24 protein-coding genes are annotated in these 23,187 nt (G+C 61.6%); 7 read left to right on the top strand and 17 right to left on the bottom strand.

Annotated elements, in window-relative coordinates:
* Window positions 1-77 precede the first annotated feature (77 nt).
* Window positions 78-1,202, top strand: coding sequence for an SEL1-like repeat protein (locus J3P79_RS08230; RefSeq protein WP_434611401.1), 1,125 nt, complete (start codon window positions 78-80; stop codon window positions 1,200-1,202).
* Here J3P79_RS08230 and murB read toward each other — a convergent pair.
* The 8 genes from murB to J3P79_RS08190 all read right to left on the bottom strand — a co-directional run bounded on the left by murB (window position 1,189) and on the right by J3P79_RS08190 (window position 8,053).
* Complete coding sequence (gene murB, locus J3P79_RS08225) at window positions 1,189-2,208, bottom strand: UDP-N-acetylmuramate dehydrogenase (protein WP_434609577.1); 1,020 nt, start codon at window positions 2,206-2,208, stop codon at window positions 1,189-1,191. The two genes, J3P79_RS08230 and murB, sit on opposite strands and share 14 nt — an antisense overlap.
* Window positions 2,205-2,669 carry a low molecular weight protein-tyrosine-phosphatase gene (locus J3P79_RS08220; protein WP_039594051.1) on the bottom strand — a complete coding sequence of 155 codons (465 nt, stop codon included), beginning with the start codon at window positions 2,667-2,669 and terminating at the stop codon, window positions 2,205-2,207. Before J3P79_RS08220 ends, murB begins: the two co-directional genes overlap by 4 nt.
* Complete coding sequence (gene kdsB, locus J3P79_RS08215; RefSeq protein ID WP_434609574.1) at window positions 2,669-3,433, bottom strand: 3-deoxy-manno-octulosonate cytidylyltransferase; 765 nt, start codon at window positions 3,431-3,433, stop codon at window positions 2,669-2,671. The genes J3P79_RS08220 and kdsB overlap by 1 nt, the downstream gene beginning before the upstream one ends.
* The gene (locus J3P79_RS08210) at window positions 3,430-3,615 is read right to left on the bottom strand and encodes a Trm112 family protein (RefSeq protein WP_003179363.1); all 186 of its coding nucleotides are present in this window, start codon (window positions 3,613-3,615) and stop codon (window positions 3,430-3,432) included. The genes kdsB and J3P79_RS08210 overlap by 4 nt, the downstream gene beginning before the upstream one ends.
* Window positions 3,616-3,639: 24 nt before the next feature.
* Window positions 3,640-4,650: a tetraacyldisaccharide 4'-kinase gene (gene lpxK / locus J3P79_RS08205; RefSeq protein ID WP_434609573.1), complete on the bottom strand. Its 1,011-nt coding sequence runs from the start codon at window positions 4,648-4,650 to the stop codon at window positions 3,640-3,642.
* On the bottom strand, window positions 4,650-5,078 hold the full coding sequence (locus J3P79_RS08200) for an ExbD/TolR family protein (protein WP_434609571.1): 429 nt from the start codon (window positions 5,076-5,078) through the stop codon (window positions 4,650-4,652). Before J3P79_RS08200 ends, lpxK begins: the two co-directional genes overlap by 1 nt.
* Window positions 5,075-5,710: a MotA/TolQ/ExbB proton channel family protein gene (locus J3P79_RS08195; RefSeq protein WP_434611399.1), complete on the bottom strand. Its 636-nt coding sequence runs from the start codon at window positions 5,708-5,710 to the stop codon at window positions 5,075-5,077. Before J3P79_RS08195 ends, J3P79_RS08200 begins: the two co-directional genes overlap by 4 nt.
* 96 nt (window positions 5,711-5,806) lie before the next feature.
* Window positions 5,807-8,053, bottom strand: a complete 2,247-nt coding sequence (locus tag J3P79_RS08190; RefSeq protein WP_434609570.1) for a DNA internalization-related competence protein ComEC/Rec2 — start codon at window positions 8,051-8,053, stop codon at window positions 5,807-5,809.
* Between the two features lie 145 nt (window positions 8,054-8,198).
* Here J3P79_RS08190 and J3P79_RS08185 point away from each other — a divergent pair, with 145 nt between their 5' ends.
* Entirely contained in the window at window positions 8,199-8,714 is a 516-nt protein-coding gene (locus J3P79_RS08185; RefSeq protein WP_039594046.1) for a DUF2062 domain-containing protein, read from the top strand.
* An 83-nt stretch (window positions 8,715-8,797) separates the two neighbouring features.
* Here J3P79_RS08185 and J3P79_RS08180 read toward each other — a convergent pair whose 3' ends face one another.
* The 3 genes from J3P79_RS08180 to J3P79_RS08170 all read right to left on the bottom strand — a co-directional run bounded on the left by J3P79_RS08180 (window position 8,798) and on the right by J3P79_RS08170 (window position 11,263).
* Window positions 8,798-9,577: an ABC transporter permease gene (locus J3P79_RS08180; RefSeq protein ID WP_434609568.1), complete on the bottom strand. Its 780-nt coding sequence runs from the start codon at window positions 9,575-9,577 to the stop codon at window positions 8,798-8,800.
* Complete coding sequence (locus tag J3P79_RS08175; protein ID WP_434609567.1) at window positions 9,574-10,506, bottom strand: ABC transporter ATP-binding protein; 933 nt, start codon at window positions 10,504-10,506, stop codon at window positions 9,574-9,576. Before J3P79_RS08175 ends, J3P79_RS08180 begins: the two co-directional genes overlap by 4 nt.
* Window positions 10,507-10,639: 133 nt before the next feature.
* Window positions 10,640-11,263, bottom strand: a complete 624-nt coding sequence (locus tag J3P79_RS08170) for a glutathione S-transferase family protein (RefSeq protein ID WP_434609565.1) — start codon at window positions 11,261-11,263, stop codon at window positions 10,640-10,642.
* A gap of 293 nt (window positions 11,264-11,556) precedes the next feature.
* Between J3P79_RS08170 and J3P79_RS08165 the strand changes: the two genes are divergently transcribed.
* The 5 genes from J3P79_RS08165 (at window position 11,557) to J3P79_RS08145 (ending at window position 17,145) form a co-directional block, all read left to right on the top strand.
* A complete protein-coding gene (locus J3P79_RS08165; protein WP_434609564.1) occupies window positions 11,557-14,004 on the top strand; it encodes an acyl-CoA dehydrogenase in 2,448 nt (815 codons plus the stop codon).
* A 78-nt stretch (window positions 14,005-14,082) separates the two neighbouring features.
* Complete coding sequence (locus J3P79_RS08160; protein WP_420766902.1) at window positions 14,083-14,490, top strand: PA2817 family protein; 408 nt, start codon at window positions 14,083-14,085, stop codon at window positions 14,488-14,490.
* 378 nt (window positions 14,491-14,868) lie between these two features.
* Window positions 14,869-16,092 carry a type II and III secretion system protein family protein gene (locus tag J3P79_RS08155; RefSeq protein ID WP_434609563.1) on the top strand — a complete coding sequence of 408 codons (1,224 nt, stop codon included), beginning with the start codon at window positions 14,869-14,871 and terminating at the stop codon, window positions 16,090-16,092.
* Between the two features lie 47 nt (window positions 16,093-16,139).
* Entirely contained in the window at window positions 16,140-16,853 is a 714-nt protein-coding gene (locus J3P79_RS08150) for a tetratricopeptide repeat protein (protein WP_434609560.1), read from the top strand.
* A 22-nt stretch (window positions 16,854-16,875) separates the two neighbouring features.
* Window positions 16,876-17,145: a DUF3613 domain-containing protein gene (locus J3P79_RS08145; protein ID WP_434609557.1), complete on the top strand. Its 270-nt coding sequence runs from the start codon at window positions 16,876-16,878 to the stop codon at window positions 17,143-17,145.
* Between the two features lie 430 nt (window positions 17,146-17,575).
* Here the strand turns inward: J3P79_RS08145 and J3P79_RS08140 are convergent, their stop codons facing one another.
* Genes J3P79_RS08140 through J3P79_RS08115 form a run of 6 tightly spaced genes read right to left on the bottom strand, consistent with a single transcriptional unit; the run spans window position 17,576 to window position 23,185 of the window.
* Entirely contained in the window at window positions 17,576-18,541 is a 966-nt protein-coding gene (locus J3P79_RS08140) for a type II secretion system F family protein (protein WP_434609554.1), read from the bottom strand.
* 27 nt (window positions 18,542-18,568) lie between these two features.
* Window positions 18,569-19,555, bottom strand: coding sequence for a type II secretion system F family protein (locus J3P79_RS08135; protein ID WP_434609552.1), 987 nt, complete (start codon window positions 19,553-19,555; stop codon window positions 18,569-18,571).
* Complete coding sequence (locus J3P79_RS08130; RefSeq protein WP_434609551.1) at window positions 19,552-20,994, bottom strand: CpaF family protein; 1,443 nt, start codon at window positions 20,992-20,994, stop codon at window positions 19,552-19,554. The genes J3P79_RS08135 and J3P79_RS08130 overlap by 4 nt, the downstream gene beginning before the upstream one ends.
* Window positions 20,995-20,997: 3 nt before the next feature.
* Window positions 20,998-22,218 carry an AAA family ATPase gene (locus J3P79_RS08125; protein WP_434609549.1) on the bottom strand — a complete coding sequence of 407 codons (1,221 nt, stop codon included), beginning with the start codon at window positions 22,216-22,218 and terminating at the stop codon, window positions 20,998-21,000.
* Window positions 22,212-22,706, bottom strand: a complete 495-nt coding sequence (locus tag J3P79_RS08120; protein ID WP_434609547.1) for a TadE family protein — start codon at window positions 22,704-22,706, stop codon at window positions 22,212-22,214. The genes J3P79_RS08125 and J3P79_RS08120 overlap by 7 nt, the downstream gene beginning before the upstream one ends.
* Window positions 22,706-23,185: a TadE/TadG family type IV pilus assembly protein gene (locus J3P79_RS08115; RefSeq protein WP_434609546.1), complete on the bottom strand. Its 480-nt coding sequence runs from the start codon at window positions 23,183-23,185 to the stop codon at window positions 22,706-22,708. Before J3P79_RS08115 ends, J3P79_RS08120 begins: the two co-directional genes overlap by 1 nt.
* Window positions 23,186-23,187: the final 2 nt, after the last annotated feature.

Genomic DNA, 23,187 nt, shown 5'->3' with positions numbered 1-23,187 from the left:
TGACACGTGGACGGCATCAGCCTACTGGTCTGAATCGAACTTCAGTACGACAAAGCCGTGCTGAAGGTTCTGGACTGATGCGCCTGTTCCTCCTGCTGCCCTGCCTGTTGTTGGCCGCTTGCGGTACCGGTGGCACTTTTAATTTCCCGAAGAGGGACCTTTCCGTGAAACCTCTAACCGAGATCAAGGCCAAGCTGGCCTTTACCTGCCAACACGAAACGATCCCCGCGCCGTCCGCTAAAAGTGATGTCTTGTTTCAATACGCCCGTTGGTTGCAAAAGAACAACCAGCTCAAGCAGGACAAAACCGTTGATGCCGAGATTGAACGGCTGTATCGCATCGCCGCCGAGAATGGTCATTACAAGGCCAATATCAATTTGCAGAACGGTGCTATGCGCGGTCGTTTCGAGCTGAGTGGCGCCCAACACTTGCGTATGAGCCAACAGTTAATCGAAGCAGGCGTGGCGACCGGTTACTACTTCGTCGGGATTTTTCTGCAACAGGGCTCCGCGGGCCTGCATGAGGATGCTGACATGTCTTTACGTTACTTCCGTAAAGCAGCCGATGAGGGCAACGCCCAGGCTCAATATCTTGTTGGCGACAAGTTGGCACCCAGCGACATTGCGCCGGACGTCGCCCGGCAGATGCGCCGCTGTGCCGCCAAACAAGGCCAAGGAAGGGCAGCCTCCATGGAGTCGATCTACCTGCAAGATGAGGGCAAATATGATGAAGCGTTGGAAGTTTTGCAGTTAGGCGTTGCCGCAGGTGACGAAAGCGCGGCGGGCCGTCTATGGGAGGCATTTCGCACCCCTTCCAACACTAATGAGATGTACTACCTCGGCCAACAAGAAGACCTCGAACGCGCCGAACGCTACAAAACTATCTGGCGAATCCTGGCGAACTACTCCTACGCCAACCCCACCGTTCCCGAAATCAACGAAATCCTTCCCTTGCCACCCGCCGAACTGCCCGAGTGGGACGGCAAGCTGCAATGGCTCGAAGCCCGCCTGGCCAACGTCCCACCGCAAAAACCCAGCGAGGCGCTGATCCGCGAGCTGGCCGAGGCCAAGGGCCTCGACCCCGCCACCGGCAGAACCACGCCGGGCTCCCCCGCCTACATCAAGGCCGCTGACCTCGCCGAGCTGTTCATGAGTCGCAGATGCAAAACCGGAGGGCCGATCTGCTCCCTCAATACCGATTAGGCTCCATTTCCAAATCAACCTGAAACCGTTCGGCAATGTCCTTCTGGATCCGCCGAGCCAGGTCCAGCAGCTCCAGCCCGGTGGCATTGCCGTAATTGACCAGCACCAGCGCCTGCAACTTATGCACCCCGGCGTCGCCTTCGCGAAAACCTTTCCAGCCGGCCCGTTCGATCAACCAGCCGGCGGCGATTTTCATTTGGCCGCCAGGCTGTGGATAAGCCACCAGGTCCGGGTACTGATCCTTGAGATGCGCCACGTGAGCGGCCGGCACCAACGGGTTCTTGAAGAAGCTGCCGGCGTTGCCCAGCACGGACGGGTCTGGGAGTTTTTCGCTGCGGATACTGCAAATAGCGCGGCTGACATCACTGGGCGTTGCCTGGTCGATGCCTTGTTCGGTCAAGCGATGGCGCACCGGGCCGTACTCCAGGTGCAGATGCGCGATACGGCTGAGGGCGAAACGCACCCGCAGGATCAGCCAGCGATCCGCCTGCTGTTTGAACAGGCTGTCGCGGTAGGCGAAAGCACATTCGTCGAGGGTGAAATCCCGCAGCTCGCCGGTGTAGCGATCCAGCGCGGTGAGGCCGGCGAAGACATCTTTTATTTCCACGCCGTAGGCACCGATGTTCTGCATCGGCGCCGCACCCACCGTGCCGGGAATCAGGCTGAGGTTTTCCAGGCCCGCCCAACCCTGCGCCAGCGTGTGCTGGACAAAAGGATGCCACGGCTCGCCGGCCTCGGCCTCGATCACCACCCGCTCGCCTTCATCGCTGAGCAGCCGGATCCCCCGACTGGCCATGCGCAACACCAGTGCGTCGATGTCGCCGGTCAATAACAGGTTGCTGCCGCCACCGATCACCAGCAGCGGCACGTCATGGCCGGCGGCATAGGCCAAGGCTTCACGAACATCCGCATCGCTGTGGGCCTCGGCGAACAAACGGGCGCTGACATCCACCCCGAAGCTGTTGAACGGCTTGAGGCTGATGTCCGCCTGGACTTGCAAGGTCATAGCCGCCCCTTCAACTCGATCACCAGACGATCCGTGGCGCGCTCGATCAGGTCCAGCACTTGTTCGAAACCTTGCTCGCCGTCGTAGTACGGGTCGGGCACGTCATCGAGTTCGGCCTCGTAACGACGCAGGAAAAGGTCCAGCTCCGCCCGGGCATTGGCCGGTTGCAGGAGCTTGAGATTGCGCAGGTTGGTGCTGTCCATCGCCAGGATCAAGTCATAAGCGGCGAAATCGGCGCGGGATACCTGCCGGGCCCGCTGGGCGGACAAGTCATAGCCACGCCGCAGCGCCGCGGCCTGGCTGCGTTTGTCCGGCGCCTTGCCGACGTGCCAGTCGCCGGTGCCGGCGGAAGCGACTTCCACCTGCCCCTCCAGCCCGGCCTCGCGCAACTTGTGGCGCAAGATGCCTTCAGCAGTGGGCGAGCGGCAGATATTGCCGAGACAGACGAACAGAACCCGCATCAAGCCTCCAGCAGGCGACGAACGCGCTCGAGGTCTTCCGGGGTGTCGACGCCGGTAGGCGGAGCGATCAGGGCGTCGGCCACGTGGATTCGCACGCCATGCCACAACGCTCGCAGTTGCTCCAGGGCTTCTGTGTTTTCCAGCCAGCATGGCCCCCAGGCGACGAAGTCCTGGAGGAAGCCGGCGCGGTAGGCATAGATGCCGATATGACGGCGGAACGGCACGTCTGCGGGCAGCACGTCGCGATTCTGGGCAAAGGCTTCCCGTGCCCAAGGCAAGGTGGCGCGGCTAAAGGTCAGCGCAAGGCCATTGAGGTCGCTGACCACCTTGACCACGTTGGGATTGAACAGCGCCTGCACATCCTCGATCGGCTCGGCCAAGGTGGCCATGCGTGCCTCGGGGTGGGCCGCGAGGTTCGCGGCGACTTGATCGATGACACTTGGGGGAATCAACGGCTCGTCGCCCTGCACGTTGACCACGATTGCATCGGGCGCCAGGCCGAGTTTCGCAGCCACTTCCGCCAGGCGATCGGTGCCGGAGTTGTGGTCCTCGCGAGTCATCACCACCTCGGCGCCAAAGCCCTTGCAGGCCTCCTCGATGCGCGCGTCGTCCGTCGCGACCACCACGCGCTGGGCACTGCTTTTGCTGGCCTGCTCCCAGACGTGCTGGATCATCGGCTTGCCGGCGATCAACAGCAGCGGTTTGCCGGGCAAGCGCGTCGAGGCGAAGCGCGACGGAATAACAACAGTAAACGCCGTAGTCATTTATCCAGGCGCTCATCGGTGGTCAGCGTACGGGCTTCGCTCTCGAGCATCACCGGGATGCCGTCGCGAATCGGATAGGCCAGGCCGGCGCCCTTGCTGATCAGCTCCGTCTTGTCGGCGCTGAGCTTGAGCGGGCCTTTGCAGACCGGGCAAGCCAGGATATCGAGCAGTTTGGTGTCCATGAAAAAATCCCCTGGATAAAACGTTTAAGGCAAGAGTCGATCCGGCAACAGGCGCATCAGCTGCGTATCGAACCAGGCCGAGAAGGCCGGCGAAGGAGCTGCATCCACTGCCAGGTACCACCAGTCGGGCGCGGCGAAGGCACGGCATTTGACCGCGTCCTTTTCCGTCATGACCACCGGCAGGGACGGCGTGAAGCTCAAGGCCTGGGCACTGTATTCGGCGTGATCGGCAAACCCGTGCGGTATTGGCCGCCAGTGTAGCGTTTCAAGGGTCTTGAAGAAACGCTGTGGATTGCCGATGCCGGCCACGGCGTGCAAGGCCTGGCCGGGTGGAAAGTGATCGAGGGGGCACCGTTCGCCGCTGGCCAGGTTGACCAGGGCGGTGGGCCGCAACTCGAAGGCAAAGCCGTCCTGGCGATCAGCGGCGGCGCCGTTGAACAGCACGGCGTCGACCGATTGAAGACGCTCGACTGGCTCGCGCAACGGGCCGGCGGGCAGGCAACGCCTGTTGCCCAGGCCACGGGCATTGTCGATCAGCACCAGTTCAAGGTCCCGCGCCAAGCGATAATGCTGCATGCCGTCGTCGGACAGGATCAGGTCCAGCGGCTCGATTTCCAACAAGGTCTGGACGGCGCGGCTGCGATCGGGATCGATCATCAACGGCACCCCGGTGCGCTGGACGATCAGCAGCGGCTCGTCACCCGCGACGTCGGCGCCCTGGCTGGCCTCGACTCGCCAAGGCAACTGCGGAGGCTTGGCCCCATAACCCCGGCTGACCACGCCGACCCGAAGGCCGCTGCGCTGGCAATGTTCGATCATCCACAGGATCAACGGCGTCTTGCCAGTACCGCCAACGGTGATATTACCAACCACGACCAGCGGCACGGGCGGCTGGTAGATATCTCCCTCGCCTGCCAGAAATCGCTCGCGCTTGCCGACCACGACGCGTCGGTACAGCCATTCAAGTGGCCGCAGTAGCGCAAGGGCGCGATGCCCTTCATACCAGGCGGCAAGCAATCGATCGGATATGGCCATCAGGGTGCGGGAGCCGCCTCGACCGTGGTCATGCGCAAATGGCTGAAACCGAGCTTGCCGGCCGCGTCCATGGCGGTGATGACCGATTGATGAGGCGTCTTGCCGTCGGCGCTGATGGACAGCGGCAGGTTGGTGTCGCCCCCGGACTCTTTCTGCAGGGCCTCGATCAGGCTCGCCAGGTCACTTTTGGGCAGCAACTGGTTGTTCACCGAGAACGTCCCTTCGGCGCTGATGGTGACCTCAAGGTTTTTCAATTGCTGGTCTTCGGCCGGCGAGCCACTGACGGCCTGTGGCAGTTCGACCTTGAGCTGGGTTTCCCGGGTGAAAGTGGTGGTCACGACGAAAAACAGCAGCAGGATGAAGACCACGTCGATCAGCGACGCGAGATTGATCTCGATGTTTTCCCGTGGTTTGCGGCGGAATTTCACTTCTTGCCCCCGGCCAGGTCCACGTCACGATCACCTTGCACCACCTCGACCAGCTTGATGGCTTCCTGCTCCATGCCCACCACCAGTTCATCGACGCGGCGTTGCAGGAAGCGATGGAAAAACACCGAGGGGATACCCACCATCAAACCGGCTGCGGTGGTAATCAAGGCTTTGGAAATACCGCTGGCCAGCACCGATGCGTTGGTGGTCATGCCGATACCGGTAAACGCACTGAAAATATCGATCATGCCCAATACCGTGCCCAACAAACCCAGCAACGGAGCCATGGCAGCGATGGTGCCCAGGGCATTGAGGTAGCGCTCCAGTTCATGGATGACCCGGGCCGCCGCCTCTTCGATACATTCCTTCATGATCTCGCGACCATGCTTGGAGTTGGCCAGGCCTGCGGCAAGGATTTCACCCAGCGGCGAACTGGCGCGCAGCTCCTTGAGCTTGTCCTTGTTCAGTTGCTTGTCCTTGATCCAGACCCAGACCTGCCCGAGCAAATGCTCCGGAGTCACGCGACTGGCCCGCAAGGTCCACAGGCGTTCGGCAACGATACCCAGTGCCGCGATGGAACTCAGAATGATCGGCAACATCATCCAGCCGCCGGATTTGACCAATTCCCACACAGTGACAGCCCCCTCGAAAAAGTGCGCCACTTTATCATACAGACGCCCGGTGCAGACCCGCGCCGCCGACAACAGGGTCATGTCCGATGAGCTGGGTCAATGTTCTGTCGAGGCCCCGGCGGCCCGCCGTTCACGCCAGTAGCGCCGAACGCCTGCCTCGGTACGCGCCGGCACGAAGGCACCCAGTTGCAGACGAATGGCGCCCTGCTCGGCACTGTCGAGGATCGACAGGCCCAACCTGCGGTACCGCTCCATCACCCACGGGTGCGGATGGCCGAAAGCGTTGCTTCGTCCCCTGGAGATCAACACTGAATGAGGCTTGAGCCGCGCCAGCAGCGCCATCGAAGATGAGCTGCGGCTGCCATGGTGCGGTGCCGCCAGCCACTGGATTGGCCCCGCCAAGGGACCTTCGAGCAAAGCGCGCTCGGCGTGGGTATCGATGTCGCCGGTCAACAACAGTCGCTCGTCGCCAGCCACGACCAGCAGGACACAGGATTTCTGGTTGCTTTCAATGGCCGAAGCCCAGCGCCAGAGCTCGAACCTGACCCCGTCCCAGGTCCAACTTTCGCCGCTATTGCACGGACCCGCCTGCAAATCGCCGTGCAGCCCTTGCGGATCACCGCTGATGACCCGGGTCGTTGGTAATCCGTTGCGCACGGCCTGGGCGCCACCGGCGTGATCGGCGTCGGCGTGGCTGAGTAACATCAGGTCGATCTTTTGCACGCCAAGCTTATGCAAGGTCGGCACGACCACGCGCTCGCCGGCATCCGCCTCGCCAAAGCGCGGGCCTGCGTCGTACAGCAAGGTATGCCGATGGGTGCGCACCAGTATCGCCAGCCCCTGGCCGACGTCCAATTGCCAGATCTCGGCTTGGCCCGTGGGCACTTCTTCCCTTGGAGGAAAAACGATCAGCAACAACATCGGCCATCCGAGGAGGCGTAGCGGCACGCCCTTGGGCAGCAACAACAGCAGCGCGCCGGACGCCGCAATGCACCACGCCCACAGCGGTACGGCGAGAGGCACCCAGGCCGGCACCTGCCCGGCAGCCAGGGCCAGCCCCTTGAACAGCAGATCGAGCAGCCCACCGGCGATCCAGAGCAGGCTTTCACCGACGAAGGGTATCGGCAGCAACGCCGTGCCAAGCAGGGCCGAGGGCAGCACCAGCAGGCTGATCCAAGGCACCGCCAGCAAGTTGATCAACGGACCGCTGAGACTGACCGGCAGTCCCAGGATCAGCAACAGCGGACACAGCCCCAGGGCGATCAACCACTGGGCACGAGTCCAGGTCTGCCACCAACGCCAGGGACCGAGGCGACCGCCGAACGTGAACATCAATATCGCCACTGCGGCGAACGACAACCAGAACCCTGGCCGCAGGCTCGCCAGCGGATCCAGCACCAGCACGCCCACGAACGCCGCCAGCCAGGCCCACCACGGTTGCGCCTGGCGAAAGCGCAAGCGCCATAGCAGCACCAGGCCGATCATTGCGCAGGCCCTTCGCACCGGCACCTCGAAGCCGGCGAGCAAGCCGTAGCCCAGGGCTGCGGCAAAGGCCAGCGCACACGCCCAGGGCAACCACGGTAAACGCGCCGGCCAAACGCCATAACGCGCCGCGCCGGCCACCAGCAGGTAGACCAGTCCGGCGAGCAGGCCGATGTGTTGCCCGGAAATCACCAATAAATGGACAGTGCCGGTGTCTTGCAGCACCTGCCAATCTTCGCGGCTCAGCCCGGCGCCGTCGCCTAGGACCAGCGCCAACAGCGCACCGGAACGACCCTGGGCGTCGACGTTCGCCAACGCCTGGCGCACCCCATCACGCCAGGCACCCTGGGCCGGCTGCAGCAGCGATCCATCCTTTACGGTGCCGGTCGCGCCGATGCCCCTGCTCAACAGCCAGGCCTCATAGTCGAAGCCATGGGGATTGAGCAGCCCCGCGGGGCGCTTGAGCTTCACCGCCAGGCGCCATGTTTCGCCACTGTTGACCAGCGGCCCGCCATACCAGGCCAGGCGCATCGACGTCGGCAAGCGCGTACGCCGGGAATGCGCATCCGCAAGCTCGAAACGCACCACGCCATCGCTGTGTTGCGGCAACCCGACGACACGGCCCTCGACCCAGCGGGTTTCCCCTTCCAGCGCGACGGACAACCGATCGTCCAACGCAAGCTGTGCCGAAAAACAGGCCCAGGCCAGCCCAATGAAAAAAAAGCCTGCCGGGTACGCACGCGTCGGTAACGCCAGCAAGGCCGCTAAAGACATGGCTGCAATCAGCCAGAACGGTGGCAACACCGGTAGGAAAATCGGAGCCAGCAGCCCCAGTGCAAGCGCGATCATTGCCGTGCGCATAAGCCCATCCTTGAGAGTTCCCTCTCAGGCTTAGACGTTCCAGGGCACCCTGCGCGTTATCAATTGTCACAAAGTCTGAATCTGTCAGCCGTAGAATCCGGACATACTTGCGGCCTGACTGCTGTGATCCGACCGAGAAGTCCTTATGCCCCGGCGCCTATTCAAACGCTACATGCCTGACCCAGCGAGCATTCGGGAACACAAATCCTTACGCTTTCTCGGCACCCTGCTGCACGACCCCAACCTTTGGCATCTCAATCGCCATTCCGTGGCTCGGGCGATGGCCGTCGGTCTGTTTGCCGCTTTCTTGCCGATTCCCCTGCAAATGCTGCTGGCGGCGGCGCTGGCCGTCACAGTCCGCGGCAACATCCCGATTGCCGTGAGCCTGGTCTGGCTGACCAATCCCATCACCATGCCGGCGGTGTTCTTCTGTACTTATCAAACCGGTGCCTGGCTGATGGACGTGCCGGCCCGGACGCTGCCGGACGAGCTGACCTGGGAATGGATCACCAATCAGTTGTCGACGTTGTGGCAGCCGTTTTTGCTGGGTTCGGTGGTGACTGGGCTGGTGCTGGGAGTGCTGGCTTACTTTGTGACCATGGCGTATTGGCGATGGTGGGTGGCGAGGCAGTGGCGGCGACGCAAGCGGAGTCGAATGTGAGTGCTAATGAAAAAACCGTTTCTTCGATTATCGAAGAAACGGTTTTTCATATACCCGCAGGATAACGACAACCCAGGACGACCTCAGGTCCGCATACCCCGCCCACTCACCAACAATCGCGCGCATCCCACATAAAGCGCCACCGTCGCCACCACCATGAAGGTAATCGCGATACTGATGCGAATGTCCGAAACCCCAAGGATCCCATAGCGAAACGCGTTGACCATATGCAACACCGGGTTGGCCAGCGACACGGTCTGCCAGAACGGAGGCAGCAAGGAAATCGAATAGAAAACCCCGCCCAGATAGGTCAGCGGCGTCAGCACGAACGTGGGGATGATGGAGATATCATCGAAGTTGCGCGCAAACACGGCATTGATGAAACCCAGCAGTGAAAAAATCGTGGCCGTCAGCACCACCACCAGGATCGTTACCCCCAAGTGATGCACCTGGAGATCAGTGAAGAACAACGACAGCAGCGTCACGATCAACCCCACCGCGAGCCCTCGCAACACCCCTCCCAAGGTGAAGCCGATCAGGATGGTATGGGGCGAAACCGGCGAAACCATCAGTTCTTCTATCGAGCGCTGGAACTTGCTGCCGAAGAAACTCGACACGACGTTGCCATAGGAGTTGGTGATCACCGACATCATGATCAGGCCCGGCACGATGTAGTCCATGTACGTAAAGCCGCCCATGTCGCCGATCTGCCGGCCGATCAGGTTACCGAAGATCACGAAGTACAGAACCATGGTAATGGCCGGGGGCAGCAAGGTCTGCGGCCAGATCCGCATGAAGCGTCGGACTTCGCGGTAGACAATGGTATTGAGAGCGATGAGGTTGGGGCGCAATTCGGAACTCATACGGCCACCTTCGCCAGGTTTTTCTCCACCAGGGACACGAACAACTCCTCAAGGCGATTGGTCTTGTTGCGCAGGCTCAGCACTTCGATGTTCTGAAGGGCCAGTTGGGTGAACAGGCCGGTGATGCCGACGGATTTGTCGACCTGGACTTCCAGGGTGTGGCCGTCCAGCAGCCGGGCCGGATAGCCTACAAGCTGTGGGGTGACGCTCAGGTCATGCTTGAGATCCAGCAGGAAGGTTTCCACATGCAACTGGCTCAGCAGCTGCCGCATGCTGGTGTTCTCGACGATGGTGCCGTGGTCGATGATGCCGATGTTGCGGCACAGCTGCTCGGCCTCTTCCAGGTAATGGGTGGTGAGGATAATGGTGATGCCTTTCTGGTTCAGCTCGGTCAGAAAGGTCCACATCGAACGGCGCAGCTCGATGTCCACGCCCGCCGTCGGTTCGTCGAGAATCAACAGTCGCGGTTCGTGTACCAGTGCGCGAGCGATCATCAAGCGACGCTTCATGCCACCGGACAATGAACGGGACGGCACGTCGCGCTTGTCCCACAGGCCCAATTGGGTCAGGTACTGTTCGGCGCGCTCATTGGCAATCTTCGGCGGGATGCCGTAGTAGCCGGCCTGGGTCACGACGATGTCGAACGTTTTTTCGAACTGGTTGAAATTGAACTCCTGGGGCACCACGCCGATGCAGCGCTTGAGCGCGGCGGGCTCGCGGTCCAGGTCGTGGCCGAAGACATTGACCGTGCCGCTGGTCTTGTTCACCAGTGTGGAAAGAATGCCGATGGTGGTGGATTTGCCGGCGCCGTTAGGGCCAAGCAGGGCGAAGAAATCACCTTCGGCAACATCCAGATCGATACCACTCAGGGCCTGGAAACCGTTGCCGTAGGTTTTGGTTAACTGCCGTATGGACAGAGCGGAACTCATATTGGATTACGCACCAAGAAGGGGGAAAGAACACTAGATAAGGGCGCACGGCGAGCAATACAACCATGGCGCACGAAAGCAATGGTGCGTGGCGTCGCCGTGCAAGTACAGTGAAGCGTGTCGATAGTAACTATCAAGTCAACGCGGTCATGACGGCTTTGCGATAGGCCGGGCGCTGCTGGAGCCGTGCATACCAGGCTTGCACATTGGGCAACGCGGCGCGCTCGATGGGCATCTCGAACCAGGCATAAATGAAACTGCCCAGGGGAATATCGCCCATGCCAATTTCATCACCGCTAAGGTAAGGCTGTTCGCCCAGGGTCTGTTCCACCATGGCCAATAAATCATCGCATTCCTGGATCGCGGCCTTGATAGCACCCCAATCCTGCTGCTCGGCCGGGGTGCGCAAGACGCCCCAGAACACCGTGCGAAAAGGTGTGGCGAAACTCGATGTCGTCCAATCCATCCACTTATCTGCCTCGGCCCGGGCCTGTACATCAGTGGGATACCAGGCCGAACCCGGGGCATGGCGCGCCACCAGGTATCGAACGATGGTGTTCGACTCCCAGAGTACGAAGCCATCGTCTTCTATCATCGGAACCCGGCCGTTGGGATTCTTCGCGCGGTATTCGGGCGTATCCACCACACCGAACGCGCCCCCCGCATCAATGGCCTCGTAGGCCAATCCCAACTCTTCGGCACACCACAACGCCTTGCGCACGTTCGATGAATTCTTCCGGCCCCAGATCTTCAGCATCACCGCTTTCCTCGTTGGATAAATGCCGCAGCAGCATACGCCGGATCAGCAATGGCTCAAATCATCGCGCGAATGCGCGCCGGCAATCACCCTGAGCCGACAAGGCATTTGCGCCAAACAATGGCGTTTTCTCACTTTGGTGACGAACGATTTCCCACGGCTGTTGCCAACCAGACTGGCGCGATACGTCGGGGGTTTCCCACGAAATCAATCACGTCGCGCCTACTGCCGGTTTTGCAGGGGCCGTCTAAGCTCTGAAGGTCGGTTTTGCCTTGGTTCACGGAGGATCACTTATGCTGTTGTTGTGGATACTGGTTCTGGTCGTCGGGGTAGCCTGGCTGGCGCATCGTCGCACCGCCCCGCTGCCGGCGCTGGGCATCGTCGCGATCTATCTGGTGGTGATGGGCATCGCCAGCCATGCGCCCGGATGGCTGATGCTCGTTCTCTGGCTGCTGCTCGCCGCCGTCGCCACTCCGCTGCTGCTGCCAGACCTGCGCCGCAGGCATTTCAGCGCGCCGATGTTCGACTGGTTCCAGAAAACCTTGCCGCCCATGTCCCAGACCGAGCGAGATGCCATCGACGCGGGCACGGTGTGGTGGGATGGCGAACTGTTCAGCGGTCGGCCGGACTGGGACACGCTGCTGGCTTACCCCAAGGTTCGACTGACCGAAGAAGAGCAGGCGTTCCTCGACGGCCCGACCGAAGCCCTCTGTGCGATGGTCAGCGACTGGCAGATCGGCCAGGCCATGGACCTGCCGCCCGAAGCCTGGGAACACATCAAGGCGCATGGTTTCTTCGCCCTTATCATTCCCAAGGAATACGGCGGCAAAGGTTTCTCCGCCTATGCCCATTCCCAGGTAGCCATGAAGCTCGCGACCCGCAGCGGCGACCTGGCTTCCACCGTCATGGTCCCCAACTCCCTGGGCCCGGCGGAACTGCTGCTGCATTACGGCACCGACGAACAACGCAACCATTACCTGCCGCGACTGGCCCGGGGCGACGACATCCCCTGTTTCGCGCTGACCGGTCCATTGGCCGGTTCCGACGCCGGGGCGATGCCCGACACCGGGATCATCTGCAAAGGCGAATGGCAAGGCGAGGAAACCCTCGGCCTGCGCTTGAACTGGGAAAAGCGCTACATCACCCTCGGCCCGGTCGCCACCCTCCTCGGCCTGGCCTTCAAGGCTTATGACCCGGACCACTTGCTGGGCGACGAAGAGGACCTGGGGATCAGTCTCGCGCTGATCCCCACGGATACGCCCGGTGTACATATCGGCCGTCGCCACCTGCCCCTCGGCGCTGCCTTCATGAACGGACCGAACTGGGGCAAGGATGTCTTCATCCCTCTGGACTTCCTCATCGGCGGCCAGGCCATGCTCGGCAAGGGCTGGATGATGCTGATGAGCTGCCTGTCGGTCGGACGCTCGATTTCCCTGCCCGCGGTCGGTACCGGCGCGGCGAAGTTCACCAGCCTGGTCACCGGCCAGTACACCCAGGTGCGTGAACAATTCAACGTGCCGTTGTCAGCCTTCGAAGGCATCCAGGAAGCCATGGCGCGCATCGGCGGTAACGCCTGGCTGATGGACGCCGCGCGCATGCTGACGGCCAACGCGGTGGACCTCGGCGAAAAACCTTCGGTGCTGTCGGCGATCCTCAAGTACCACCTGACCGAACGTGGCCGCGAATGCATCAGCCACGCCATGGATGTGCACGGCGGCAAAGGCATCATCATGGGCCCGAACAATTACCTGGGGCGCAGTTGGCAAGGCGCGCCGATCTTCATCACCGTCGAAGGCGCGAATATCCTGTCGCGCAATTTGATGATCTTCGGCCAGGGCGCCATCCGCTGCCATCCCTTCGTGCTCAAGGAAATGGCCCTCGCCACCCGCGAGGACAGAGACCAGGCACTGATCGAATTTGACGGATTGCTGCTCAAGCACATCGGGTTTGCCATCAGCAACGCCGCGAGCACGCTGGTCTTGAACCTGGGCCTCGGGCATTTCGACAACGTGCCGGGCAACGCCCTGAGCCAAGGCTACTTCCGCGCCCTCAACCGGCAAGCGGCGGCATTTGCCCTGCTGGCGGATTTGAGCATGATGTTGCTGGGCGGTGAGCTCAAGCGCCGCGAACGTTTGTCTGCGCGCCTGGGTGATGTGTTGAGCAACCTTTACCTGGCCTCGGCTGCACTCAAGCGCTACCACGACCTCGATTCGCCGGACTACATGGCGCCACTGTTCCAGTGGGCCATGGAAGAAAGCCTGGGCCAGTCGGAGCGGGCCTTGGACGAACTGCTGAACAATTTTCCGAACCGCGTGCTGGGCTGCCTGTTGCGTGTGGTGGTGTTCCCTTTCGGCCGCCGTCACAAAGGGCCGAGCGACAAATTGGACGCCGAAGTCGCCGCCGTTATTGGTCGGGCCAAGGGCGATCCGACCCTGGAAGAACTGCTTCAAGGTTGCTATCGCCCGCAGTCGCAGGACGATCCGGTAGGCGCACTGCAACATGCCGCCGACCTGCTGGCCGCTGCCCATCCGCTTCACAAGAAATTGCACGTGGCGATGAAACAGGGTCAACTCGACCCGGCACCCGGAGAGCACCTTATCGACGCAGCGTTGGAAGCGGGCGTGCTACAAGCCGGTGAGGCCCAGACCCTGCGCGCAGCCGAAGCGGCAAGGCGTAAAGTCATCGATGTCGATGATTTTGATAAGGAACAGCTGACACTCGCCGAGGACAAAGTCAGGTGATCCGGACGGACTAGCATGTAAAAGAGGGCGCAGGCACTTTATACTCCTGCGCCCGTTTTGCTCTTGAGGACTTATCTCGTGTCCAACGTCGTTGCCGATCACCTCGTCTTGCTTGACCACTTGCGCAGCATCCTGGTCGCCGTGGGTGAGGCCGAACAGGTTCCCGAAGAAAGCCATGCGCTGTTCCTGGAGCGCTTTGATGATTTGCGCGCGCAGTTGCCGGTCGATCCGATCGAAAGCCAGTACCTGGGCCAGGACCTCCTGTGCCAGGTGATCGTCCGTTATCCACAGATCGCCCACCTGGTCCCGCGTGACCTGCTGTGGTACTTCGGCGGCGATTGCCTGCACTACATGCCCGACGAAGAAATCAACCTGTACCAGGCCTTGGAAGAACGTCGTTTCGAAGCTGAGCAAAACGACGAACCTTTCGATTGGAACCAGGAAAAACAGCTGCTGGCGATGTCGGATCAGGACAGCAAGCACTGACCCGCAAATAGCAATACATAGGCCCGCACGGTTTTAAACCCTGCGGGCTTTTTCTTGGTTACGAAACGGCTAAATCCACCCGATCTACCTCAGCGTCAATTTCACCGTCCTTATAAATCCCCCTTGAAGACGTTTTATTGACGCGATTTTCTCCGGCGTTCTCCTTCCGTCAGATTTCAGACGGAAATGCCATTTTTGACGTGGCGCTTTGCCATGGGTGAACTACTGTCACAACAGCAGAACTCGGGGTGACCTTTCGTCGCTCCTGACCGCACCTGATCAGAGCAACAAGTCAGAGACAAAGGGGCAGCCCGGGCCCCTTAAGTGATCCGCGGCAATTGATTGCCTAGGGATGGCCTCTCTATCGAGGATCACTTCATGACTCATTGCACCCCGCCCACCGTAAGACGCTTCATTCATTGCCTGTTCTGGATGGGCCTTGGCCTGGACGCCGCGCATGCTGCGGTGGACAGTTGTTCGCAGCTTGAAAATTTGCCCGCCACTTTCGAGGTCGGGCAAGGTCTGCAGAGCGAACTGCGTATTCTGGCCCCTGTCACGAAGCTTGCGGTGGGCGACCCCAAAGTCGCCGACGTGCAGCCCAGCGGCAACGATGCCTTCATCCTTACCGGCCTCATGCCCGGCGCCACGAGCCTGATGGTCTGGACCGCCTGCTCGAAGATCCCGCGCCAGAGCATGATCTTCGTCACCGGCCGAGCCACCGCTGCGTTGACCAGCGCCGCGAGCGTGCCGTCCGAGGACCCCATGCTGCTCGCCCAGGTGCAGACCGACATCCGTTTCGTCGAAGTCAGCCGCACCAAGCTCAAGGAAGCCTCGACCTCGATTTTCGGCACCCGTGGCAACTTCCTGTTCGGCTCGCCAAGGACCTTGCCCACCATCGGCGGTATCGTCCGGCCCTCGCTGCCTGCCAATAACGACATGTTCAATTTGTCGTTTGCCACTGGCAAGACGTTGTTGATGATCAACGCCTTGGAGGGCAGCGGTTTCGCCTACACCCTGGCACGGCCCAGCCTGGTGGCGCTGAGCGGGCAAAGCGCGAGCTTCCTGGCCGGTGGCGAGGTGCCGATTCCGGTACCCAGCGCGGGGAGCGATAACGTCTCCATTGAGTACAAGGAATTCGGCATCCGCCTGACCTTGACCCCCACCGTCATCGGTAAAAACCGTATTGCGCTGAAAGTGGCGCCTGAAGTCAGCGAGCTGGACTTCACCAACGCGGTCAACATTGCCGGGACCCTGGTGCCGGCGCTGACCGTGCGCCGCACCGACACCAGCATCGCCCTGGCCGATGGCGAGAGCTTTGTCATCAGCGGTTTGATCAGCACCCGCAACAGCTCGCAGGTGAACAAATTCCCTGGGTTGGGCGATGTGCCGATTCTCGGCGCGTTCTTTCGTGACAACGCCATCAACCGTGAAGAGCGGGAGCTGCTGATGATCGTCACGCCGCACCTGGTCCAACCATTGGCCGCCGATGCGCAACTGCCGACGCTGCCCGGTGAACAGCTGCGCAACTACGACCCGAACTTCTATCGCATGTATTTCCTGGAAAACGGCGAGTTCGACAACCGCAGCGGGTTGTCCCAATGAGCGCTTACTTGAAGTGCGCAAACCAACCGGCTCCCAGGGGGCATGCCATGAAAGCAATGATCGCGGTAGCGGCGTCCTTGATGCTCGCCGGTTGTGCCAGCAACGGTACCGTGGCCTCAAGCCCGGCCCAATGCGCCAAGCCCGGTTCGGACCAGGAACTGGCCCTCAACCTGGCCGATGACATGGCCAACGAGGGGCGTCTGTATGCCAGCCTCGCAAATCTTGAAGGGCTGCCCGAAGACTTGGTCCAGGTCCGCCTGCGCAAGGCTCGCGTCCTGCGGCTGATGGGACGCAGCGACGCGGAGCCGTTGTACAAAAGCTTGCTCGGGACTTGCCTGGCCGCCGATGCCGAACATGGCCTGGGCCAGTTGGCCGCCGCCAGGCATGACAACGCCAGCGCAACGGAACACCTCGAACGCGCGGCGAAAATGGCCCCTACCGAAGGAAAGATTCGCAATGACCTGGGGGTCGTCTACCTCAACCAACGCCGGATCCCACAAGCCCGCTTCGAGTTCATGACCGCCATGGAGCTTCGCCAGTCGGACACGCTGGCGGCGTTCAACATGGTGACCCTGCTGATTTACCAGGACAATTGGAAGCAGGCCGCCGAGCTCGCCAACATGGCCAGGTTGAGCCCCCAGCAGATCGCTGATGCCCAAGCCCGCGCGGAAAAAATCAGGGGTTCGGCCGATAACGCAGTGACCTCACCATCGAACCGCTCTACCGAGGTCGTCGATGCCTCAACCGGCGCGGTCAAGTAGCGCGTTACGAGGAGTCCAGGAAATGAAAACCAGACAACTGATGATCGTATGCATGGCTTGCTTGTCCACCAGCGCCTGGGCCATCGAGCCAGGCCCGTCTTCACCGGCGCAACAAGGCACCGAAAGCTGGATGCAGTTGCAGATTCGTGGCGTCGTTGCTTCTACCCACCTGCAAACCGTATCGGCTGCCGAGCGCGATCTGGCCATGCAGCGTTGGCTCAACAGCTTCACCTACCCGATCCCGATGTTCTTTGACCAGGACATGGGGGGAGATGTCAGCAAGAGTGAATGAAGCGTTCAAGACTAAAAGATCGCAGCCTCCGGCAACCCTACGCTCGATGTAGGAATCGCCGGAGGCTGCGATCTTTTGGTTTGTGGGTATTGACTGAACAAGCCGGGGACGCTGCGCGTCCAGCGGGACCAAGGTCCCTCGCCACGGGTGCAGTGCCAGACTGACCTGGCCCGCCGGGCCACACAGCGCCAGTGGGTTGCTCGCGATTGCTGACTCATGCCCAACACTTGTACTGCCTGTCACACCGCTTTCGCGAGCAGGCACGCTCCGACACTGGATCTCTGGCGGAACATGAAGTAACGGAACAACACAAAAACGTGCAGGAACGAGCTTGCTCGCGATAGCGGATTCACATCCAACACCTTCGTTGGCTGTTGCACCGCTATCGCGAGCAAGCTCGCTCCCACAATGGCCTCGCTAACTGGCCCTACTACATATTCCCGAAAGCCCTGAACACGCCGATCATGGCGGGGCCGATGGCGACCAGGAAGAAGCTTGGCCACAGGCAGAAGATCAGCGGGAAGATCAGCTTGGTGCCGATCTTGGCGCCCATTTCTTCGGCTGCCTGGGTACGCCGGTCGCGAAACTCGTCGGCGTAGATGCGCAGGGTATCGGCCACGCTGGTGCCAAAGCGGATGCTTTGCGCCAACAGGCTGACCAGGCCCTGGATATCGTCCAGGCCGGTACGCACGGCCAGTTGCCTGAGGGCTTCGGTGCTGGTGATGCCCGCGCGGATCTGCGCGTTGACCAAGGCCAGTTCCTCGGCCAGTTCGACTTGGCTGACCGACATTTCTTCAGCGACCCGCTCGATCGTCGTGGGCAGGGCCAGTCCCGACTCGACGCAAACCACCATCAGGTCCAACGCATCCGGAAACGCGCCGCGCAACCGGGTTTGCCGTGCCTGTTTGCGCTTGCCGACATACAGCGCCGGCAGCAGCCAGCCAATACCGGCCATGAGCGCGATGCCCAACAGGCCGATGGCCAATGACACCTTGACCAGCGGCAGCAGCAATAACGCAACCCCCACCAGCATCAGCGGCAACATCAGGCGCACGGCCCAATACATCTGCACGGCCGAGGCAGACCGATAGCCGGCATGCGTCAACAGCATCTGGGTAGCTGAAGCCTGGGCTGCCTCGGCCGGGGCAAAACGCTGGCCGACGCGCTCCAGCAATAGCTGCAGGTTGCCCGGTGCCTCTTTTCCCGCCGCGCCGTCGGCGTAACCGCGTTTGATCAGCGCCAGGCGGCGCTGCACCGGGTCTTGCAGACCCAGCATCAGCAACAGGACGGCACCCGCCGCCAACACCGCACTCACGCCGATCACCGTGACGAACAACAAGCGCGCCAGTTCTTCGCTACCGGTAAATCGACTGAACAACCCAAGCATATAGTCCATGACTGTTACCTCTGGGCGCGACAGCGCTCAAACCTGGATCCGGATGATTTTTTTAATCCAGTAGATCCCGATCAACATGGCGACGAACGCACCGATGATCAGCTTGTGGCCTATCGGATCATTGAGCAGCACCGGCAGGTAGCTAGGGCTGGTGACTACAATGGCGACTGCCAGCACGAAAGGAATCGCCACCAGCACCCAGGCTGACATCCGCCCTTCGGCCGACAGCGTCCTGATCTTGCGCTGGAAACGGAAACGCCCGCGGATCAAGCGACTCAGGCGCTCCAGCACTTCGGTGAGGTTGCCGCCGGTCTCGCGGTGGATAAGGATCGAGGTGACCAGCATCATCACGGTCATGCTCGGCATGCGCTCCAGCAAGCCGAGCATGGCCCTGCGCACGTCGTTGCCGTAGTTGATGTCGGAGAACGTCATGCCGAACTCCTGGGCCACCGGGCCCTTATGCTCCTCGGCGACCAGGCGCAGGGTTTCATTGAACGGATGTCCGGCGCGCAAGGCCCGGCACATGGCGTCCAGCGCGTCGGGCAAGCCTTCCTCGAACGCGGCGAAACGCTTGTTGCGGTCACGCATGATTTTGAACAGCGGCAGCCAGGTCACGGCAAACGCCACCAGCAGCGCCACCCACCAGATCGGCCAGACCATCAGCACCAAGGCACCCGCCGCCGCACCCATGGCCAGGCCGAGCAACATCACTCGATAGGCGCGGTATTCATGGCCGGCCTGCTCGATCAACTGTGTCAGGTGCGCCATGAACGGCAGCTGTTCCAGCCGGGCTTCCAGGGGAGACAGGCGCGTCAGGTATTTCTGCCGCAGGACCGTCTGCATGTTGGGCAAGTGGTTGGCTTTCTCCAGGACGTGCAAGCGACCGCGAATGCGCTTGCGCATTTTCCCGGCCTCGCCAAACACCGGCACCACCACGCCTTGGGACAGCAGGAACACGGCGATGAAGACCATGCCAAGGAACATCAGGATGAATTCGCCCGGGATCCCTTTCATGGCTGCCGGCCCTCCATCCACTCGGGTCGGAACAGGCTCAGAGGCAGCTCGATGCCGCGTTTGGCCAGTACCTCGCGAAAGGCCGGGATCATGCCGCTGGGCTTGTATTCACCGAGGACCTCCCCGTGCTCGCCGATGCCATGGCGCGCAAAAGAGAAAATCTCGGTCATGGTGATGACCTCACCTTCCATACCGTTGATCTCTTGCATGCTGGTGACGCGACGCTTGCCGTCTTCTTGACGCTCCAGCTGGATCACCACATCGATGGCCGAGGCAATTTGTTGACGCATGGCCTTGATGGGAAATGTCGCCCCGGTCATCGACACCATATTTTCGACGCGACCCAACGCATCCCGGGCGGTGTTGGCGTGAATCGTCGTGAGGGAACCGTCGTGGCCAGTGTTCATGGCCGTGAGCATGTCCATCGCTTCGGCGCCACGCACTTCGCCGATGACGATGCGATCCGGGCGCATCCGCAGGCTGTTGCGCACCAGTTCACGCTGGCTCACCTCGCCGCGTCCCTCGATGTTCGAAGGCCGGGTTTCCAGGCGCACCACGTGAGGCTGTTGCAATTGCAGTTCGGCGGAGTCCTCGATGGTGACGATGCGTTCGTTGTGCGGGATGAAGCTCGACAACACATTGAGCATGGTGGTCTTGCCGCTGCCGGTGCCGCCGGAAATCAACACGTTCAGGCGCCCGCGAACGATGGCCTTGAGCAGCAAGGCAATGGCCGGCGTCATGGTGCCTACCTGGATCAGGCTATCGGTGTTGAGCAAGTCCACGGCAAAGCGCCGGATCGACATGCTTGGGCCATCGATCGCCAGCGGCGGAATGATCGCGTTGACCCGCGAACCGTCCTTGAGCCGGGCGTCCACCAATGGGGAGGATTCATCAATGCGGCGCCCGAGGCTGGAAACGATGCGGTCGATGATGTTCAGCAGGTGCTGGTCATCGCGAAAGCGCACGTCGGTGCGCTGCAACTTGCCGAAGCGCTCGACATAGACCGAGGCAAAACCGTTGACCAGGATGTCGGACACGCTGTGGTCGGCCAGCAGCGGTTCCAGCGGCCCCAACCCCAGCACTTCGTCGGTGATCTGCTTGATGATCAACTGCCGACTGACCGTACTCACGGGGGCCGAGTGTTCTTCAAGCAGGCGCTGGCAGATGTCGCGGATCTGCCGCGTGGCCTCGGCCTGTTCGAGGGCATCGAGCAAGGACAGGTCCATGACCTTGAGCAACTGCTGGTAGATCTTTTCCCGCCACTCGGCTTCCACCGGGGTGACCTGGCTGCGGGTTTCGTAGGGCACATCGGGAATCGCGTGCTCCCAGGCCATCAAGCCTTCGGTCGGGTCTGGCGGATTGTCACCGTGCGGGGCGACCATCGAGACAGCGGGTTTGCCGGGCTGTTTGCGCAGGCGGTTGCGAAAATCACTGATCATGGGTCATCCCCCGAAGAAACGGTTGAAGGCGCGTTTGAGCAGGCCTTTGTCTGTGGCCATCTGGTGACCGACCAGGTCTTCGGTCAGATCGCGCAAGGCAACGGTAATGGCCGCCTTCGGCGCATGCAGCCCCAACGGCACGCCAGTGTTCTGACTCTGGCTGACCAGGTTGAAGTCATTGGGTAATTTCGAAAGGTTCGGGCAACGCAGCGCCTCGCCGATGTCCTTGAGGCTGACGGCGGCGTTCTTGTCGTAGCGGTTGACCACGATCTGCAACTGGTCGCCACGCACACCCAGGTCTTCGCGAAGAACCCGCACCAGTGCACTGGCGTCACGCAGATGGCTGACGCTTTGCTGCAGCACGACGTAGACCCGGTCCACCTGCTCCAACACGGAGCCGGTGAGATGATCGATCTGCCGCGGCAGGTCCACCACCACCCAGTCATAGCTGGAGCGGGCCAATTGCAACAGGGTATCGAGCTGTTCCGGCTGGGCGTCCTGGGGCAGGCACAGCTCGCCGGCCCTGCCGCCCAGCACGTGCAAGGTCGGGCTGAAGTGGCTGCAGAAACCCCGCAGCGCAACGCCGTCCATGTCCTCGACCTGTTGCAGCACATCCAGGTGGCTGTGGGACTGCGCCACGTCCAGGTAATGGGTCACGCTGCCAAATTGCAGGTCCATGTCCAACAACAGCGTATTGCCGGCCCGGGCGCTGAGTTGTTGGGCGAGGTTGCACGCCACCAGGGTTCCACCGGAGCCGCCCTTGGCGCCGATCACCGCGATCAGCTTGCCTTCGTTACCGCTGCCCAGGCGGACCTCCGCCACCAGGCGGTTCAACGCAGCCACCAGTTCCGTATCGGCGAACGGCTCCGGCAACACATCGCGGGCGCCGGCCTGCATCGCCAGGCGCATGCCCTCCTGTTCACCCAACAGGCCGCACACCAGCATCGCCGGGCGCTCATGGGCCGGACGCTGCAACAGGGCCGACAATTCTTCACGCCACAAATGGCTGACCCGCAACAACAGCAGGTCAGGCATGCGGTCCAGGCCATAGAGCGGATCGACATGACCGTTGCTGACCAGGCGCGTGCTCACTTCCAAGCACGGCATGCGTTGACAGACGCATTGCAGGTCGCGCAGCGAAGCGGCGTCGCGGCTGCTGATCAGTATCCGCAACCCGGCCTTGCCGGTGGCGCTCGTCAGCGGGTTTTCCCGAGTGTTCAGCATGGTGTGATCTCCCCTGAATCGATATGGCGCCCCAGGCTTTCCCGCGGCAAGGTTGCCCTGAAGGCAGGCAAGGTGATGGGCACGCCCAGCCCGGGGATGAACAGGTTGAAAACGAAATCCTGGACGCTCAACCGCACGTAGCGGATCGCCCGAAACCCGCCGGCACCGGACGTATCGGCGGGGTTCGCGACCACGGCCCCGTTGACGTCCAGATAGGTCAGCGCCAGGTTCGCGGTGGTGAGGCTGCCGATCAGTTGACTGGCGCCGGAATCCGTCGCGGCGTTGAAGATGGCCCGGCGCAGGATCACCGGGTCGCTGATGTTGCACACCGCCGCCAGGCGCGCGCCGCGTCGCGCCGCTTCATCCAGCGCGTTGACGGTGAAGTACAGCCGCCCCATCTCCAGCACACCGAACAACAGGGTGAACACCAGCAGGCCCACGAACGCGAATTCGACGATGTAAGTACCGGTCATCTGCTTGCGGTTCATCACAACGCCCTCATGACGGTGGTCGCGACCAGCGGGATACCCAAGGAAATGGCGCTGCCGAAGAAACCGGGAATCGATCCGCTACAGCTGCCCGCGCCAATCACCGGGCAGAAGGTAAACGTGATGGTGACGCGCACATGGTCGATGCCTTCGGCGACGACTTGCACATGGTCCGTGGTCAATCCCGACACCACCGCGGTGCCGGTGGCATTGGGCACGCCATACACCGCGACATTCTTCGTCTGGGCCTCCAGCGTGCTGTTGAGGGAAACGGTGCCGAGGGTGGCGTTCCACGCCTGGCCGGCCACGAAGCGATCGGCATCGCGGCTGGCCTGCAACAGCACGTTGTATTGGTAAAGCATGCGGCCGAACTCGCCGAAGGCCAGCAACAGCAACAGCAATACCGGCAACACCAGGGTGAACTCCACCAGCGCTACGCCTTGCTGGGCGCGGGGTGATTGGAAAGGGGCCTGTCTCATGA

It is taken from the genome of Pseudomonas sp. R1-7, assembly GCF_051132105.1.
Lineage (GTDB): Bacteria > Pseudomonadota > Gammaproteobacteria > Pseudomonadales > Pseudomonadaceae > Aquipseudomonas.
The sequence above is the reverse complement of the archived record's forward strand: the minus strand, read 5'-3'. Positions and strand labels throughout refer to the sequence as shown.